This window comes from Rhodothermus bifroesti, assembly GCF_017908595.1.
In the GTDB taxonomy this organism is placed as follows: domain Bacteria; phylum Bacteroidota; class Rhodothermia; order Rhodothermales; family Rhodothermaceae; genus Rhodothermus; species Rhodothermus bifroesti.
Genome location: NZ_JAGKTL010000002.1, coordinates 309303 through 326972, shown reverse-complemented (window position 1 = coordinate 326972; position 17670 = coordinate 309303). Strand labels below are relative to the sequence as shown.

Sequence of the window (17670 nt, the reverse complement as noted above, 5' to 3'; positions counted from 1 at the left end):
CTGCGCCTTACGGATACGCTATCGGCGCATCTGTAGAACAAGTTTTGGCATATGCCAATGCTGGGCGCCAGCGCAAGCGGGCAATGACTGGGCGGTGATCTGAAAGTCTTGTTGCAGGCACGTCTCCTTCTAACACTTCCCATTCTGGACTTACCAGTACATGATCGATGCGCACTAGGGGACGCGTCGAAGGCCACGAAGGCGCTGCAACACCACCTAGGCGTCCAGCTGCTCGTAGCCCTCGGGCAAGATGCCCATAGAACCACTGGTCAGGTGTACTGTTGAAGTCTCCGCTTACAATGACCGGCAGCTGCTCTTGGTCGATCCACGCGCGAAGCTGCCGTACCTGCCGCGCGCGTTCCAGCATGGCCTGGCGATAGGCCCTAAGCCACCGACGCCAGGTGGCAGGATGCTTCCAGCCGCCATGGCGCATCACTTCCCAGGGTTTAACAGGCCCGTATGACTGCAGTCGCACGTTGTAGTGCACAAAAGGCCGACCTTCCCAGCAGAGCGTGCTGCGTACCGCCTGATAGATCAGGGCATCGGTATCTTCAGCCAGAGGGTGGATTTGCTGTGCCAATACAGGCAAGCGTGTCAAGGTAACCACTTCAGCAAAAAGGGGCCCTATCTCAAGATCGGGCTTCGAAGGCAAATAGCCCTGACGCTCGACCAGAGGGTTCAGGTGGGCCACAAGCCGCAGCGAGGTACGCTGTCCTGGGCGTAAATACCACCAGATACCCACTTCCTGAAAGCCCATAAGCTGCGGCCGGTAGCGTGCCACAAGCACGGCTAGAGAGTCGGCAAGCGCAGGTCTTCGGCTATCGGGAATGTTGTAGGTCATGACCACGAGCGTGTCGCGTGCAGCATCTGCCCTAGACCATCCTGAAAGATGCTCGTGGCGCAGTAGGTACAGTCCAATAGCGATGAGCACACTTGCCAGGTGCGTCCAAGCACGTACCCAGGCTAAACCTATCGCCCAAACGACGAGTAGGGCAACCCATATGGGCAAGCCTACAGCTAACAATTGCAGCCACCAGGCGAATTCTGGCGGAATCCAGTAGGCAGCATAGCTCAAGCCAAACCATGCGAGCACGCCTACACTCCCCCAACGCCATAGCCTATTGAGACGCTGCGTTCGCCTGTTCATTGCTATGGTGCTTTGGTTTATTTATGGCATACTGGCGTCATTCGCCTGTTGCCGAGGCTAAAGCTTGCGCCTCAGGCGCTGGCTTTTTCAACCGAACGCGCTCTAGAACAGTCTGCCAGGCATGAAGGGCCAACGTATCGGGCAACTCCACATCGTCGAAATGGATCAATTCGCCAGCATCGACGTCCCGCGTGAGCACCGCGTTGGCCAAAAGGCCTATGGGTACATGATCTGGCTCATCTAAAATGCGAATAGCTTCTCCGCGTACCTCGAAGCTCCCTATGCCACGCTCAATGCGGGTCCCTTTGGCTAGCCGCCGTTTGGCAACGGCGGCTACGCTAATCCGCGGATAAGCTGTGTTGTTCAGCAAGATGCGCTGTTCGAAAAGCACACGTCGGATGGTTTTTTGGATTTCTAGGTGGCACAGGTGGAAGGGCTGTAGGAGCACGTAGTAGGGTCCATCCCCCAATTTGAGGTACTGCAGATAATCCCGCTGATACTCGTCGTGCTCGGCGGCAATAAACACGCCAGCTGGGGCCCCCGGCGAAAGCACATAGTCGCTGATTGGATGCCCTAAACGACGAGCGCCGTCGGCCAGCATGCGCGCGCCTGCTTCTACATCGGGCGAAGGGATGCCCAGCATGCCGCGCACCGCAATATCGGCACCTAAGCCGTTGGCCACCAGGGCCTGCTCGATTTGCACTTTGGTGCCGTCGGTAAAAGCCGTTACCTGTGGTAGCGTGATGCCTTGCTTGCGCGCCCAGAAATGCATTTCTTCGGGCGTAGGATTATGATTTAGAAAGCGCTTGATGTTGCCGTAAACTAGTGGCCGAAAGCCCATTTGCAGGATGTTTTCTCGAAGCGCTGCCAAACAGCCCGGCTGGTCGCCTTCAGCTTCGGTCAGCAGGCCGCGGTCCACAAAATAAGACCCTGTGGTCACGTGGAACTCGGCATCCATCGTTACCACAGGCAAACCCGCTTGCAGCACGCGATCGACCACTTCACTTGCATGCACAACGTCCCCGCTACACTCCACGACAATATCCGAGTGCTCAATCAGGTCGTCGATGCTGTTCGTGAGCAGTTCTGGACGCGGGAAATCCTTGCGCGTCCGTGGATCGGTACGCGTAAGCACGCGCGTAACGCGCAAGTCTTTCACATGCTGCATAGCCATGACAAAACCGCGGGCGATAAAGCCGCTACCCACAACGCCAATGCGATAGGAAGCCGACATGGTTTTTCTAGGTTAGACGCGTTTTCAAGTGATTGGCTAGCCGCAAGGCGAGGGCTACAATGGTTAGGGTAGGGTTGGCAAACCCTACGGTAGGGAAAACAGAGGACCCAGTAATGTACAGATTTTTTACGCCATGCACCCGGCCGTCGGGATCTACCACACCTTCACGGGGACTGGCGTGCATGCGCGTTGTTCCCATGTGGTGAAACCCTCCGGTAATGCCGGAGGGCGGGATGCGATCTAGGGTTTCTACCTGCACGGTTCCCCAACCTTGCCGAGCCAGTTCTTGGGCTAAAAGTTGTTGTGCTTGCAGCAGACTTTCTACGTCTTGGCGGCTAATCTGCCAGTGCAGCTCCAGTCGTGGTTGGCCAAAAGCATCCTTTCTTCGAGAAAGCCGCACGCGGCTTTCCGGGTTAGGGGCCTGTTCGGTCATGTGGTGCAGGACAAAAGCCACAGGAGATTTCGTTTCCGTTTGGGATTTGGCTTTCAGCGCCAGCAGTCGCGAGGTTGCCCATGGAACAAGGCGCGGGGCATCCCGCACCAGGCGCATGAGCTGGTGTGGCAGGTGCTCAGGCCAGGTGCGATGACGTATGGCCTCACGCAGCACGCGCAGCGCTTCATATCCACCCCAGAGGAGGGGGTTATTGCGGCGCGGCAGGGCTGAACGATCCGTTGGCCAAAGGGCTACGCAATAGTTCAGCAAGCCTTCTTGTCGCACAACGGTTTCCTGAAGTGCCAGCTTGCCCATAATCCAAACACCATTGCAAGCATGTAGCCGATAAAAGCCAAGTTGAGGGATCAACTTGCGCTCCCGAGGTACAAAAACTCCGGATAAAAAATGCAGGTGTTCCATAAAAAACCGCCCCACCCGGTCATGGGCATTACCCAATCCGTTAGGCCAGGTGCGGTTAGAAAGCAAAAGCAAGCGTGCATTCTCCAATCCGCCAGCGGCCAGTACAAAGCAGCGGGCCTGCACGGTGATTTCCCGGCCGCCTGGGCATCCTACCCGTACGCTTTCTACTACCTGCCCGGTGGCATCGGTGAGCAACTCTAGCACATGTGCATGCAGACAGACGGTAACGTGTGGGTCGGCGAGCAGCTCTGGCCCATAGAAGGTGTAAAAGCGCGCTGTCTCCCCAAACTGAAACAGCGCGGTGCGCAACACTGCGCTATCCGCAGAAAGCAAGGGCTGCGTGGTGGTGCTGCTCCAGGCCTCGGGGGTATAAGGCCGTTCAGGCAGTCCAAAAAAGGTCTGTGCCTGCTGGTAGTAGGGTGCTAAGGTTTCATAACCAAAGGGCCACCCGCTCCAAGGCACGGCTTCCCGCCGCTCAAAGTCGATAGGGTCTAGTGGACGCAAGCGAACACGCGGTGTACCTGGTGCAACTTCATAATCCCAAAGGTGACTCGAGCCGCCTAAGGCACGGGCACGAGCCATATCCAGTGGGAAGTACGGATAGCCCGTAATGTCGCCACGGCTGAGGCGATGGGTCTCCGGTTCCGGTCGTTCTCCCCCTGTCTCCAACACACATAGGCCTAAACCACTACGGCGCAATGCCCAGGCCAGCGTAAGTCCTGCTATCCCTCCGCCAATAATGCACAGGTCATATGGCCCTAGCGTGTTGCCCCCGAAATCCCGGAGATCGATTTTCATGGTTTCACGTCGAGCTGAAGGCGTTCAAGCAAGATACGCACCGGTCGCACAAAGACATAAAGCAGCGAAAGCGACGAGGGCAAGCGACAAAATGCCCGGTCCTTTTCAGTGGGTGTTAGGGCCAGCTTGAGGTTATGTTTGAGGTAACCCCAGCGATGCTGCCAACGCTCACGTTCCCAGAAGTGATACCAAAACATCGGCCAGAAGGCCTTGGGATCGGCATCATCTCGGAAAATCCATTGGTGTGCTGCGCGACGCGCCATGCGTCGGGCAGCGCGGGCTTGGGCAAGTTGCTGCCGCAAGGTCTCTGGTAGAGGAGCATCCAAAACCTCCCCCGCCAAAACCAAGCCGATCTCCAAAACACGCATTACGCCCAGCTGGCGTGCCTGCGCTAAGACAAACTTCCAATCCAACTCAGGGTAGCTGCGTATCAGCTCGGCCACATCGGCCACCCAATTGAGCTTCAGCCAGCGGTGCTTGTTGCCGTGAATGACCAGGTAGAGCAAAAGGTCTTCAGGCGCCATAGTGCGCATCGGCCGACCAGCAAAGAGGGTTTGCTGGTGCCGATCCCAAACAGCCTGTGGATCGAAGGGAAGATCATAGATCGTGTAAAAAAATGCCCAGTGTAATTCAATTACAAAAGCACCGCTTTGGTGCACAAATTCAAAACCAAGCTGCGTCTTTAAAAACGCATCTTCTTCGCCTGGACGGATCGGTCGGTAAGCTGCGTAGCCCAGCGATTCGATTACAGTACGAGCTTTTGCGAAGTCTTCCCGGCATACCAACAGATCAATATCGATGTAGACGCGCGCCGAGGGATCACCATAAATCAATCCAGCTAGCGAAGGTCCCTTAAACGGAATGACTGGTACTCCTTCGGCCTCTAGACGCTCTACAACCCGCAGCAGCTCCTGTGTTTGTTGCAGATTGTTTACTGCCAAAGCCCGTGCTTCTGCAGCCAAACGCTCACGCCAAACGGGTGGGCAGACCTGTGGGCGAACCTGCAGGATGTGCCGGTAAAGCAACGCCACCAAACCATGACGCACAGCCATTCGGTAAAGGCGCTCCCAGTCTACCGGGCCATCCAGCAGCGCACCTAATTTAGCTGCAGCTGCCTTGCTGAGCGTAGTACGGGCTGCAAGAGCCAAAATCTGGGCCTCAGGATTTTCCGGAACAAAAGACATGGTCAGGACAGGGTTGGTGTCGTCAGCGCTTCCGAGGAGGGTATCGATGTAGCGGGTTTAGGATGCCTCCAGAGCTCTTCGGGATAGTTGGGAATATATCGGTTACGCAGCAGGCATCCCCGCACGGTGCGCCCCCAACGCGAAAGCGCTATACCCACTGGCCCCAGAAACGTCAGTCCTAAGCCAATCCAACCTCGCAGCAATGGCCGTAAGCGTAGCGCTCGCCGGAGCTGAGCCCGCGCTTCCTGGTGTTTTCCCAGCGTAAGCAGCGTGTTACCATAGGTAACCAGCGCGTACGCCATGCGGGATTCAAAGATAGGGTGATAGGGTGCCAGCTGTGGATCCCGTAAGAAGTGCTCGTAGCAAAACATCTCCCCTTCAAAGCCGTAAACGCGCCAGTTCCAGCTACGGCTAACTCCCCCAAGTTGCCAGCGACAGCTTGCCAAGCGCTGTGGAACGTAGTAAGCTCCCCCTCGCTGCGCGCACCGATAAAGCAACCACAAATCGACCAGGGCTCGGGCTTCATCAGCCAAAAAGGAGGGTTCAACGGTTGACCGCCGAAACAGCACCGCTCCGATAAAAATTGCGCGGTCGATAAGCGCTACACGCAGGAAATCCGATACCCGTCCTTCTACAAGCCCAGCCCGTCGCCATCGACGCGTGTTTACGTCGGTCGTATCAGGCAAGCGCTGTCCTTGAGCATCCATGACCCAATGGTCACAAAAAGCAAGTACCAAGGAAGCATCTTCCTGAAGGGGGCGCATCAATACTTCAACAAACTCCGGCTCCAGGGTATCATCATCTCCTAAAAAGCAGAAAAAATCGCCCCGTGCAATTTCTATCCCCTGCCGCCAGTTTGCCACCAAACCACGATTGGCATGGTTGCGCACGTAGAGCAGCCGCTTGTCCCGCTGCTGAAATTCCTGAACCACCTCTGGTGTAGCATCGGTGCTCGCATCATCGAGCACGACCACTTCTAGGTTAGGATACGTCTGGGACAGCGCGCTTTCCAACGCTGCCCGAAGGTATACTGCCCGATTGTAGGTAGGAATCAGAATGCTTATCAGCGGTAGTCCTGGATTGATACCCAATGTAGCCATAGGCATTAGATCAGCACACCCCCCGAATGAACTCAAGATTAGCACCTTGCCTTCCCCAAATGCACACTGGTTCTGGCCCCCACTTTATGCGCCAATAGCGCAGACAGCGTATCTGGCTTTGGCGCTATACCAGGACGTCAGCGTACAACCAGGAGCCGTCCCACCTGTTCAAAGCGTCCAGCCCGCAACCGGTACAGATACATCCCTGAAGCCCACTGATCGACAGCTATCACGTGCTGGTGCTTTCCGGCAGACTGCTCTAGCGTTACGCTGCTTAACCGACGCCCCGTCAGGTCAAAAAGCTCCAACTGCACCACAGCAGGCTCCGGTAGCGTATAGACAAACGTTACCGTCACTGCGCTCGGGTTGGGATAGGGATCGTATGCTTGAAAATCTAAGGGCGTGTTGTTCGTTGTGGTCGTTAGCGTAGAATCCGAAAGCGCTAGAAAGAACTGCTCCCAGTTACCCCCTGGCGAAATTTGTTCCCAAAAACGGGCTGCCCGGTCAAGCAGCTTGGGGTCAACCTCAAGGCACTGGGCATTATAGAGGTACTGTATAAAAGCCCGATTCTTCCAATCGTTGATTTCGACGTTTGCTGCGGGGTGGCCATCTGCTGTACACCTTGGCTGAGGAACATCAAAGGTGACCTCAGGAGGTTCGATGGCTTTTGAGCCGCCTGTCGACTGTCCATAGAGCGTTTGCCAGTGTGCGAGGTCATAGCGCTCCGCTTCCTCGAGCCAAGCCCGAAGCAGGTTTTCTGTAATAAGGCGCAGGGTATCCCGATCCAGTCGCCGGAAGCTCACGGGCATGTAGTGTACACCAAACCATGCCAGCGGTGTAGCGGTCTTAAGGTTACGCATACCGATGCGCCGAAGCGTTCCCCAACCTGGTAGCTGTCCTTCACCAGCATAGAAAGAGGCATGGGCCTGCATGGCTATGATCACATAGTAAAGATGGCCAATGGTGTGATCCCGGCCGTAAGGCACAAGGGCATCCCGGCTTTGCTCGTAGATGTAAGACCAATCGATCGCCCCCCCCACTTGGATTATCGGCCCGCCAACGTGGCGTGAGCACGGTAGCCAAGTGCCACCAGGCAAGGTCTTCGTAGCCATGCCGGGCCAGTGTTGGAAATGGTGAAGCAAAAGCGTCGTCGTTTTTCGACAGGCGGTGCATGGTCTGGTCCATCAGCCAAGGCCCATCCAAGAGCAACGCCCGGTCAGCTTTTGCCATATCAATTCCGCGCGTGTTTTCGCCATAGACGTCGGCATAACGATCCTCCAACTTATGCTCCATTTGGAGCTCCCACATTTTCATAAGAAACCAGCGGGCTACAGCGATATGCATCATCCGCCCTTTGGGGTGCGTAGGATATTGCCCGCCCCACTCCAGCGGGGGGTTCAAGTCTTCATGTGCGTTATGTTTGGGATTGAGACGGAAGTTGTACTCACGGAAAAGTTTAGCTACGCCCCGGTCGAGCTCTGTTGAGGCGGCTGCACGGCGTTGCTCTTCGATCAGGGCATCCGCACCCCGCGTTTCGAGCATGCGTCTAACAGTAAGGTAGTTTTGGTAATAGCGCGAGCTGTGCCAGACCGCTTCCGGGAAAAAGTCGCCGGGATAGATCTGGGGCCACCAGGCAAAAATGTCTGGGAGTTCAAAACTGATCGGAATGTCACTTACAGGCAGGGTCTCGGTAAGACGCCAGTACTTGGAAACATGCTCCCAAGCAAGATCAGCTTCAGGATGAAGCATATGGGGTTCTGGGACGCCTCTAAGCGCCTCGAGCACGGCCTGAAAGGCCGGACTTGGCGCTAGAAAAGGCAGCATCTGGCGATCGGTCTCGAGCACCCACTTTTGCCCTGCACCTGCAGCCCAACATTCGACAGGACGCTTCGAAAGCCCAGGCCCAGGCTGATAGGGCGGATCCCACGGCCTACCGCCACAGCTGGACACCGTTTCCCCGGGAGGCAGCTTTAGATCAACCGACCGGATATAAGCAGCAATCTTTTTGCCCTCTTCCTCTGAAAGTCCATGGAACTGCGCCCGCACAACAATGGCCCGATTGGAAAAATTAAAGTATTTGAGGTCAAAGCCACTGGTCGCATGGCAGTCGGCGCAAGCAGCCACAATAGGTACGGGATTGCGGGGATTGGCTAGCAAGATGCGGCGCGAGGTCCAAAGCTGCTGGCCTTCGAGTCGCGCCGTTTCGGTATCGTAGCCTTCGGGCGCTTCCCATGTGGCTGGGTCATCCCAGACAAACCGTGTACCCTCAAGCGCGCTGGGGCCGTTTCGCCCCCCGCGTTTTAGGTCTAGCCCAAGCACCCGATAGCCTGAACTGATGCCCTCAGTGCCATTAAAGCGGAATTCTATGGTATTGAAACCCGGACGCAGCCGGCCAGTCTCTCGAATAGAAAGCATGCCCCGTAGCGTCTGATACGGTCCACCTATGGGGCCGGTAAGCGGCGGCGCATACATTTGCGCCTCTGGCCAGAATGCTTTGAAATGCTGATTATCGATAGGAACCCATGCGCCTCCATTAATGCGAAAGCTCGCTTTCTTGTCGTAGTCTGCGCTGCCGTCAAGCTCGGGCGTGTATTTGTAAGCAAGGTTGTGGGCCTTTAGGTAGAGCGAATCCACCCCTGTGGTATCGGCCACGTAGACAGTGACGCTGACGGTAAAGCCGTCTGGACCAATCACCTCGATTGGCAGCATTACCACAGCCTCTTCATCGGCCTTCAAATACTTGGGCGCGCCCGTTAGCGCAATCCCCAGACCGAGTAAGCCCGCCAGCGCTAGCGCTTTTTTCGTCCCCCCAAGTCTTTTTATCATCGTTAGTGCACAACGAGGAGTTGACCCATTGCCCTAAAAGAAGACTCCGTGCTCGCAGAGGCCTCAAAGTGATAGAAATAAGTCCCAGAAGCTAGCGTCTGCACATTGAAGCTCACCCGGTGGCTGCCAGCTTGCTGGAACGTTTCGATCAACGTTGCGACCCGACGCCCAAGCATGTCGTACACCTCTAGGCGCACCTCAGCTGCCTCTGGGAGCTGATAGGCAAAATGTGCTGCGTTCACGGCGGGATTGGGGTAAGGGCCTTCAAGCTTAAAGGAACCAGGCAAACCAGCAACCGACACCCGCCACACCTGATCGGGCACAAACGTAAGCGCTGCAGGCGCTGTTTTTCCCTGAAGGAGATCAACTACGGACTGCACTTCCAATCGATGCATACCTTCGGCATCATGCCACCAAAGTTCAAGGGCTTCGCCGCTTTGCGCCCCTTCTTTCACAGCGGTTAGCGGCTCATCACCCCAAATCACCACTACAGCCCGCCCTTTTTGGGCAGTCGTTTCCCCTACTGTCTTGCCATCGGCCGTGCGAACTGCAATGCGGCTTCCCTCCGGAAGGTGCTCAACCACAAGCACGCTGCTGAGTAGCCCACCCTTCCCGCTGGCTGCGTACCGCGCCGGCTGCTCACGCTTGGCACTGCTGGTGTGCGGATACTCGAGCGTAGCGGCTTGCTGCACATATACCTTGTACCCTTGGCCTGGCTCTAGCACCGATAGGTCCTGCACACCATATGCTGGGAAATACAAGCGCCCTTCGACATCTTTCACCAGAACTAGAGCGCTCCCTAGCGAGCCCAGAGCTTCTTGCACCGGTAGCGCCTGTTCTGGCCAGTAGGGAATCAGATTCCAGCCTGCTTCAAGCGCAATGGGCGTGCTGGCGTCCACTGCGGCCCCGGAAACGGTCAGTGAAGCAGCCCCCGACATCAGCACCATGTACGCTTGCTGCCAATCCCAATGGCCGATTTGATTGATTCCAAGCTCTGGGCTGTAGACGCGACCGTATTTATCCTTAACCAGAATTAGCCGATCCCGGATCGGTGCTAAAAGCACCTCTAGCTCGGCCTCGGCTGCACGTACCCGAAGCGACACCAGGTTCCATCCGGCACGCAGGACAAGGGTCTGCTGCGTGGTATTGCTACCAGATTGCTCGACAAAAAACCGTTCCCAATTACCACCTGGACTTAGCTGCTCCATGTAGCGCGCCACGCGATCGAGCACTTGCGGACGCACGCCGTAGCACTGTGCTTGATACAAAAACTGCAGCATTGCCTCATCCTTCCACCAGTTCGGATCCAGGGGCACCTGCCGATCGCAGCGCACATGGCGCACGTCATAGGTCGTATCTACCGGCAAAAGCAGCTTATGCTGCGTGTTCTCTTTCGCTTGCCGAATCCAGGCCCCATGCAACACCGGATCATACCGTTCAGCCTCTTCAATCCATACCAGCAACAGGGCCTCGGTAATGTTGCGCATTTCTTCGGCGGTAAGCTCCTTAGCCCGCCAGCCATGCCCCAGATAAAACCAGTTGAGGGGCATGTGCTCTTTGAGGTTCTGGAACCCTGGGCGGTTCTGGGCGCCAAAGCCCGCGGTCATCCACGCTGGCGCACCCCGCTCGAGGTACCACGACGTACGCGTTTGCATCATCGCCACCAGGCTCTTTAGGTACTCGGCCGCATGCCCCCGGCCGTAGTAGCCGGTAACGTTGTCGATATGCGCAAAGACGTAATTCCAGTCAACGTTCGTTGTACCGCCAACCGCCCGCGTGCCATTGTTCAGGATCTGGGCAAGCTGATACCAGGCCATCGAGAAGTACTGGTCGTCAGCTTTGGTGGGATAGGGCCCGATGTCTGGATACGGGCTGCCTTGCTTGTGCGTGGCTAAATCATAAACCCACATGCCCCGCACCGGCCAGTTCCATTTCCATCCGGAAAGGTCAATGCCCCGAGAGGCCGCTGCTTCGCCATATATGGCCAGCGTGACGTCCTCAAGCTTATAGCGGTGCACCAGCTCCCAGAGCTTTATTAGGGTCCACTGCCGGAAAGCCAGCCGTGCTAGCTCGCCTTCACCAGAATCGTCTGACCAAGACGGCGGCGTAGGTAAATCGGCAGGCATGGCCTTCGTAGGTGCAAAAAACTGGAAGAATACAGGCAAGCCTCGCAAAAATGGGCCAGCGGTGTCATAACGCCGGGCTTCTTCGATGAGCGCATCCCGTCTTGCCGGAAGCTCGGCGCGTGCTGCTTCATAGGCTTTGTAGACGCCAGAGCTGTGAAATACCGCATCGCCAAAGTAGTCGCCAGGATATACTGAGGGCCACCACTCAAAGATGTCAGGCATTGGGTAGGAGACAGGAATGTCCGTAAGCGGCAGCGATGTTTTCAGGTCAAACCGCCGCACCAGGTTTTCGACCGACAAGTCGGCATGAACTGGCCCAAGCGCTTCTGGCGAAGGCGGAACACCCCTCAACGCCTCGAGCTTCGCTCGGCTAGCAGCATCCGGTGCAAGAAAGGCAAGCTGGTCGCGCTCCTTCTCGAGTACCCACGCGATGCCAGCACCCGCAGCCCAGCATTCAACAGGACGCTTCGAAAGCCCGGGTCCAGGCTGGTAAGGCGGGTCCCAGGGACGACCACCGCAGCTAGCTACCGTTTCGCCTGGGGGCAGCTCCAAGTCCACCGAGCGAATGTAAGCCGCAATCTTTTTACCCTCGTCTTCGGAAAGCCCCCGCAGCTTTGCCTTTTGAATAATGACCGGATTGGAGAAGTTGAAGTATTTTAAGTCACGTCCATCAAAGGTGTGGCAGTCGGCACAAGCAGCAACGATGCGCTCCCCAGCCAGTCCCTTGAGAATGCCCCGCGCCTGCCAAAGCCGGCGTCCCTCTTCAATAGCTGAGGGGTTGTCGTAGCCTGCAGGAGGCCGCCATGAAGCCGGGTCATCCCATACAAAGCGCGTCCCCTGCAACACACTCACCCCCCGGCGCCCACCCCGACGCAGGTCTAACGCTAAAATGCGATATCCAGAGGAGCGCCCTTCCGTACGGTTAAACCGAAAGGTGATCGTATTGCGTCCAAGCCGCAGCCGACCTGTGCCCCGGATGGAAATCATGCCCCGAAGGGTTCGGTAAGGACCGCCAATCGGACCCGTCAGCGGCGGGGTAAACATCTGCGACTCAGGCCAGAATGCTTTGAAATGCGCATTGTCAATGGGAATCCAAGGTCCGCCATTAATCCGAAAGCTGGCCTTCTTGTCGTAGCCTCCCGTGTCTTCTAAAGCCGGCGTGTACAGATAGCCCAACATATGGGCCTTGAGATACATGGAATCAACGCCAGTGGTATCGGAAACGTAAAGCTCAACGTCGACAGTAAACCCATCGGGACCAACGACCTCAATTGGGAGCGTCACTACAGCCTCTTCGTCTGCCTGGGAAAAATGGCTTATGCCCAAGGCGAACACCACCCCCATTCCTCCCAGCAATAGTCCCCAGACGTAACGCAACTTCCTCGGCATCATATCTTCCTGGAAGGCTAATTGGATGGAATAGCCGGTCCTGCAGGCTTGGCACCGACCGAAAAGAGCGGGGACCAATCCAATGCCGCCTAGGAGAAAGGCGATTTTGGCGCGATTTACGAGGGGAACCTGGGCACCAAATTACCTAAGGGTTTCGTTCTGAAACGGGCTATACGTAGACCTGCGCAGGTCACCTCTTTGGACAATCGCTTTTTAGGCAGAGAAACCGGATGAGCTACGCTCCGCGCTAACCCTCCTTAGCCCAATCAAGGGAAATGCAGCCCGGGTAGTTCCTTAAAAAATAAAATCGATGTGTCTTCAGCATACAGCCCGCTCGGGGAAAGTAGCTCAATCCTAACCCAAACCTTTCAGAGGGAAAAGTTCTACTTGACCCTTCTTGTTTAAAGACAAGATGACACCGCTTGCCCAACAGCCGCTTGCATAGCCTCAAGTGAAAATCGCATGCACGCATCTTCATAGGCGGCCTGGGCTAGCTGATAGGCTTCATTGGGATGCATCAGCAGATACTGAATAGCTCGAGCCAACGCTTGCGCATCGCCAGGTGGAACCAGCAATCCCGTTTTTCCTGGACGCACAATCTCTAGAGCACCTCCTGCTTTCGTTGCAATAACGGGTCTACGAGCCAACATCCCTTCCACAATCACCCGACCAAACGGCTCTGGGGCAACTGAGGTGTGCACCACCACATCTACCACCTGCATCAACACGGGCACATCCTCCCGAAAACCTAAAAAGTGCACCCGTCCCCTTAAATCCGGCTGCGCTGCACGCTCGCGAAGTTGCTGTGCATAGCGCTGCTCCTCTTGAAACAAGGCTTCCCCTACCAGCACCGCCTCTACACCTGGCAACAGGGCCATCGCTTCCAGCAACACATGCTGCCCTTTCCAAGGGGCTAGCCGACTAAAAAGCCCTACCACGGGCCCTTCTCCTAAACGCAGCTCCCGGCGCAGTGCCCGCAGACGTTCCGGATCTACAGTTGTAAAGCGACTTACATCGATCCCATTATGCACCACCACAACCGGCCTACGTCCCCCAGCCCGAAGAAAAGCCTCTTTGGTAGCCTCCGAATTGGCAATCACTAGCCGCACAAACCGGTTTGCCAACGTTACTGCTATGCGAATATTCAGCTGGCTAAAATGCTCGGTCGTCAGCAGGTCGTGCAAGTTCCACACCAGCGGTCGACGGGCCAGCAAAGCAGCCAAACTGCCTACCACTAAGGCTTTCTGGGAGTTAGCATAGATCACATCAAATGCCCTAGCCTTTTGCGCTACGCGCCAGGCCAAACCCACTAAGCTTGGAGCAGCACCCAACGAGGCCGCAAGCCCCGATTCTCGCGCTACGCGATGCAAAGCCCTGGGGGCGGCAATAACCGCTACGGGAATGCTCGCTGCGCGCAGCTTTGCGGTAAAGAGACCTTCTTCGAACAAGACCACCTCGCCCGGTGGTGCAAAAGCAGGCGCCAAATCAAGCAGGTATAGCTCAGCCCCTCCAAGCGCTGCCGTATGGTCTAAAAAAAGAATGCGCATTGGGGCTCAGTCGACCGACGCGCAGCTACCCCCCAAGTTTTCCTCAAGCGCTTCGTGGGCCTCTTGTACCCGTTCGGCCAGCTGACGCGCAAGAGTACTGTTATTTAATAAGGCCACACGGGCTTGCAGCAATGTAGCCGAAAAGCCTACGGCATCCACGGAGCATGCCAGCAGTTGCCGTACGGCTTCAACCACTGCTTCATTGGACGCACAGTACCCCAGATAGGCTCTACCACTTGGACGGCGCACGCTGTACCAACGCACTTGTTGGCTTGTGCCTATCGTCACCAGCTCAATAAAGCTCAGACCCACGCTAGCAACAGAAGCATTCAAAAGCGCCGCTGCAATTTCTTCGTTCGACAGTCCTTGCGCTTGCAACGCAGCAATGCGTGCTTGCACGTCGAACGGCAGGGTTGTCGTAGCCAGCACCTCATTGGTGATTTCCCTCACCCGGGAAAGCACCGCTTGCCACGTTTCTAATTCCACATAACCGTCTAAATCGTTAAGCGTCAGTTCCTGCTGCACGATATGCTCTGGTGGGAAACTGCAAACCTCTTGCACGCGAGCGCCGCGTTTACCTACACCTTCAACCCGGCCATTAAAGTCGGTAGCCAGGCGCTCTAAGGTCAAAATATTGATCTGTGCCTTTTGAAGCAGCGCATTACTGAGTGCCACCTGTACCCGAAGGCGTACAGGCTGTCCCGCAGGGGCATGCTGAAGCGCCTTTTCTAAGTACTGAATCGCATCCTCGGTTCGCCCTTTCTGCAAAGCAAGCAACGCATCCTCAAGCAGCGTTTCCGGATCATTGCTTTGGCCAGCCTCACTCATGCCCTCAAATACATTGCATCGGGTGAGCAGTGCGCTAGTGATCACAACCACTGCCCATAGATAAGCTGTTCGCGTACGCATAATTCCTCAAAGGCTAATCGTCAACGAAGCCGTGTGTTGCCAGCTAGGAAGCTGGCCAGGCAACCGTCCTTCTTCAAAACCAAACAAAGCATACGCTAAGCGGAAACCGCCTAAACGCAAGCCCAAGCCTGCAGTGGTGTACCCTTGGTGTAAGCCAGCAGCTACGCTGAGCACCGGTCCTACGGCAATCCGTGTCCCCAACGAAAGCCGCGTTAGCACGCCCCCACGCATATCTCGCTGGTGGATGTAGTCCAACGAGACGGTTGGGGCTTGCAACCATCCGCCTGGCGTTTGCCAACGCCAGGTATACGCCACCCCAATACGATAGCCCGGTCGCATGCCAAAGTACTGATTGGCCTGCACGATTTCTTCAGCCAGCAAGGCCGACTGTGATGCGCCATCGTTCCCTGACAAGGTGCGACTATAGCGATACCGCAGCGGCGTGTAGACGAGATTGTACAAGACCAATCCTAAACGCAACTGTCCTGGCCCAGGCAAAGGCGGCTCGTAAAGCACACCCACATCAGCGCCTATCGCCTGCCCACGTAACAAGAGCAGCGCTTCGCTAGGGGCAAAAGCCTCAACCGACTTGTGTTTATGGGTGAGGTAACGACGCAGGTATTTCAGGCTAAGCCCTAGGCTCCACCCAGGCTGGACTTGCACCGAAGCCGTGCCGACGGCCAGTACATCTAGGCGACCATCTGCCTCAACTCGTGGAATGCCCACACCCGAGCTGCTCTCCACCGTACGATAGCGACCGGCCGAAGAGAGGAAAACACCCCCTCCTGCTGCAACTGGACCAATACGCCCGCTCACCGTAGGCAGCTGCAAGGAAAGTGCTGCTGTCGTGCGCGTCCGCCCTTTCTCCAAAGTTTCTTCGTAAAGTCGACGACGCTCTTCAGGCGTGAGGTTTTCTAAACCTTCATCAATGGCCGGACGCAATTCGTCCTGCACAAACGCTACCTGATCAAACACGTTGGTGCTCAACGCTCCTTGCACACCGATCAGCACAATGGAAGGCTTCAATCCAGTGACATGAATCAAATGCGCAGGATTATAAAAAAAAGCAGTTTGCGGCAGCGGCACAGCGGCTACCGCCTCGCCCATTGCCAACGCAGCGATTTCAGGTCGATAAAGGCGTGAAATCGTTTCAGTGAATTGCGCATAAATTGCTCGCACCCCACCCACTAAGCATGCCGCAACCAGTAACAGTATACGCATAAGCTTTGCTTGAGCCATTGACCAGGAGGATGCCTCTAGTTTCGTCCAAAAACTAATCAAAATTAATACCAACCACACTATTTTTTTGTGCACCCATAAGCACCTGGGATGGCCTTTAGCTAGCGCCTTAGGCTGAAGCTTTTTCACGTTGCATTCTTTGGGAAGACGCGCTAACAATGCACGGCCGTAGAATGCACTTAGGCATGGCTAGAGCACTTCGGCATAGACAGCTTTTACTTTACGAGCGATGACCGGCCAGTCGAAGTGCGCGCGGACGTAGGCTTGGCAGGCCTCGGGGGCGGGAAGCGACCGTTGACCAGTTAGCGCCTCGATCAGCCCAGCTGCCAAGGCTTCTTTTGTGGCTGCCTCCAACACCAACGATGCCGATAGCCCCCGAACCGCTTCGGGCAAACCGCCTACCGGTGTCACAAGTACTGGGGTACCTGCTGCAAGTGATTCCAAAGTGATGAGCCCAAAACCTTCCAACGCTACGGTAGGCACTATCGTCAAATCAGCTGCACGATAGGCCCAAGGCAGCAGCTCTTCAGAAAGGAATCCTAGTAGGCGTACATGCTGACGTAGCTGCTGTGCTTCAATTTGGGCTTGTAACCCTTCAGCCAAGGGTCCACGCCCAGCAATCAGTAAGAGTGCCTCGGGTACCTGTTGCCGCACCAGCACCATAGCTTCGATCAGTTGTTTCAGCCCCATCCGGCGCACCAGTCGCCGCACGCTAAGCACAATAGGCCGGTTAAGCGGCCAACCCAACCGCTCTCGCGCCTCTTGGCGTGTAACGTCCAAAGCAAAGCGCTCAGCCTCCACCCCACCTGGCACAACCCGAACGCACGCCGGATCTACCCGATAGCGTTCCACCAGTTCGTGTCCGAACGCTTCCGAAAGCACAACATAGCGCGCGGCACGCCGGTATACTTGCCGCTCCAGCCAAGCTTTAATCCTCATTTGCATGCCTGGGCGTGCTTCCTCACGCCCCTCCCAAGCCCAGGGTCCGTGAAAATGAACGACCAGTGGCAGGTCGCGTATCAGATCCAGCACTGGAAATGCGTAAAGCGCAAAATGTGCCGCAACCAGGTCAAACGAGGTTTGTTGCCGAAGCTCCCGAACGACCCGACGCATTCCTCTCCAACGCTGCCAAAGTGGATCTATGGGCGCTCCGGCTACTACTAGGCGATGATGGCTAGAGGGTACTGTACGCGCTAAGACAATGCCGTAGCAAGACACACCACAATGCGGCAAATACCGGAACAGCGCCTCGTAGACGCGCTCCAGCCCACCTGGGGTTTCCTGAAACCAGCCTGATCCTAACTGCAAGGTGTGCATG

12 protein-coding genes are annotated in these 17670 nt (G+C 56.2%); all 12 read right to left on the bottom strand.

All coding sequences use genetic code 11. The features are described from left to right. Positions 1-7: 7 nt before the first annotated feature. The 12 genes from J8E65_RS05150 to J8E65_RS05100 all read right to left on the bottom strand — a co-directional run bounded on the left by J8E65_RS05150 (position 8) and on the right by J8E65_RS05100 (position 17669). Entirely contained in the window at positions 8-1147 is a 1140-nt protein-coding gene (locus J8E65_RS05150) for an endonuclease/exonuclease/phosphatase family protein (RefSeq protein WP_210374345.1), read from the bottom strand. Between the two features lie 37 nt (positions 1148-1184). Further along, positions 1185-2381, bottom strand: coding sequence for an SAF domain-containing protein (locus J8E65_RS05145; protein WP_210374343.1), 1197 nt, complete (start codon positions 2379-2381; stop codon positions 1185-1187). A 7-nt stretch (positions 2382-2388) separates the two neighbouring features. Further along, positions 2389-4032 carry a GMC oxidoreductase gene (locus J8E65_RS05140; protein WP_210374341.1) on the bottom strand — a complete coding sequence of 548 codons (1644 nt, stop codon included), beginning with the start codon at positions 4030-4032 and terminating at the stop codon, positions 2389-2391. Then, positions 4029-5216, bottom strand: a complete 1188-nt coding sequence (locus J8E65_RS05135) for a nucleotidyltransferase domain-containing protein (RefSeq protein WP_210374340.1) — start codon at positions 5214-5216, stop codon at positions 4029-4031. The genes J8E65_RS05140 and J8E65_RS05135 overlap by 4 nt, the downstream gene beginning before the upstream one ends. A 2-nt stretch (positions 5217-5218) precedes the next feature. Further along, entirely contained in the window at positions 5219-6316 is a 1098-nt protein-coding gene (locus J8E65_RS05130; protein ID WP_210374338.1) for a glycosyltransferase family 2 protein, read from the bottom strand. A 137-nt stretch (positions 6317-6453) separates the two neighbouring features. Then, positions 6454-7302 carry a T9SS type A sorting domain-containing protein gene (locus J8E65_RS12475; RefSeq protein ID WP_341481743.1) on the bottom strand — a complete coding sequence of 283 codons (849 nt, stop codon included), beginning with the start codon at positions 7300-7302 and terminating at the stop codon, positions 6454-6456. Further along, the gene (locus J8E65_RS05125; protein ID WP_237181678.1) at positions 7217-9142 is read right to left on the bottom strand and encodes a hypothetical protein; all 1926 of its coding nucleotides are present in this window, start codon (positions 9140-9142) and stop codon (positions 7217-7219) included. The genes J8E65_RS12475 and J8E65_RS05125 overlap by 86 nt, the downstream gene beginning before the upstream one ends. Before the next feature lie 2 nt (positions 9143-9144). Beyond that, positions 9145-12660 carry a T9SS type A sorting domain-containing protein gene (locus J8E65_RS05120; protein ID WP_237181677.1) on the bottom strand — a complete coding sequence of 1172 codons (3516 nt, stop codon included), beginning with the start codon at positions 12658-12660 and terminating at the stop codon, positions 9145-9147. A 398-nt stretch (positions 12661-13058) separates the two neighbouring features. Then, a complete protein-coding gene (locus tag J8E65_RS05115; protein ID WP_210374336.1) occupies positions 13059-14204 on the bottom strand; it encodes a glycosyltransferase family 4 protein in 1146 nt (381 codons plus the stop codon). Positions 14205-14210: 6 nt separating this feature from the next. Beyond that, the gene (locus J8E65_RS05110) at positions 14211-15113 is read right to left on the bottom strand and encodes an outer membrane protein assembly factor BamD (RefSeq protein ID WP_210374334.1); all 903 of its coding nucleotides are present in this window, start codon (positions 15111-15113) and stop codon (positions 14211-14213) included. 6 nt (positions 15114-15119) lie between these two features. After that, the gene (locus J8E65_RS05105; protein ID WP_210374333.1) at positions 15120-16334 is read right to left on the bottom strand and encodes a hypothetical protein; all 1215 of its coding nucleotides are present in this window, start codon (positions 16332-16334) and stop codon (positions 15120-15122) included. Between the two features lie 207 nt (positions 16335-16541). Next, the gene (locus J8E65_RS05100) at positions 16542-17669 is read right to left on the bottom strand and encodes a glycosyltransferase family 4 protein (RefSeq protein ID WP_210374331.1); all 1128 of its coding nucleotides are present in this window, start codon (positions 17667-17669) and stop codon (positions 16542-16544) included. Between the last annotated feature and the right edge of the window lies 1 nt (position 17670).

Coding starts and splice junctions, on each gene's coding strand:
- J8E65_RS05150 (WP_210374345.1), bottom strand. CDS start 1,147: ATGAACAGGCGAACGCAGCGTCTCAATAGGCTATGGCGTTGGGGGAGT.
- J8E65_RS05145 (WP_210374343.1), bottom strand. CDS start 2,381: ATGTCGGCTTCCTATCGCATTGGCGTTGTGGGTAGCGGCTTTATCGCC.
- J8E65_RS05140 (WP_210374341.1), bottom strand. CDS start 4,032: ATGAAAATCGATCTCCGGGATTTCGGGGGCAACACGCTAGGGCCATAT.
- J8E65_RS05135 (WP_210374340.1), bottom strand. CDS start 5,216: ATGTCTTTTGTTCCGGAAAATCCTGAGGCCCAGATTTTGGCTCTTGCA.
- J8E65_RS05130 (WP_210374338.1), bottom strand. CDS start 6,316: ATGGCTACATTGGGTATCAATCCAGGACTACCGCTGATAAGCATTCTG.
- J8E65_RS05125 (WP_237181678.1), bottom strand. CDS start 9,142: ATGATAAAAAGACTTGGGGGGACGAAAAAAGCGCTAGCGCTGGCGGGC.
- J8E65_RS05120 (WP_237181677.1), bottom strand. CDS start 12,660: ATGATGCCGAGGAAGTTGCGTTACGTCTGGGGACTATTGCTGGGAGGA.
- J8E65_RS05115 (WP_210374336.1), bottom strand. CDS start 14,204: ATGCGCATTCTTTTTTTAGACCATACGGCAGCGCTTGGAGGGGCTGAG.
- J8E65_RS05110 (WP_210374334.1), bottom strand. CDS start 15,113: ATGCGTACGCGAACAGCTTATCTATGGGCAGTGGTTGTGATCACTAGC.
- J8E65_RS05105 (WP_210374333.1), bottom strand. CDS start 16,334: ATGCGTATACTGTTACTGGTTGCGGCATGCTTAGTGGGTGGGGTGCGA.
- J8E65_RS05100 (WP_210374331.1), bottom strand. CDS start 17,669: ATGCACACCTTGCAGTTAGGATCAGGCTGGTTTCAGGAAACCCCAGGT.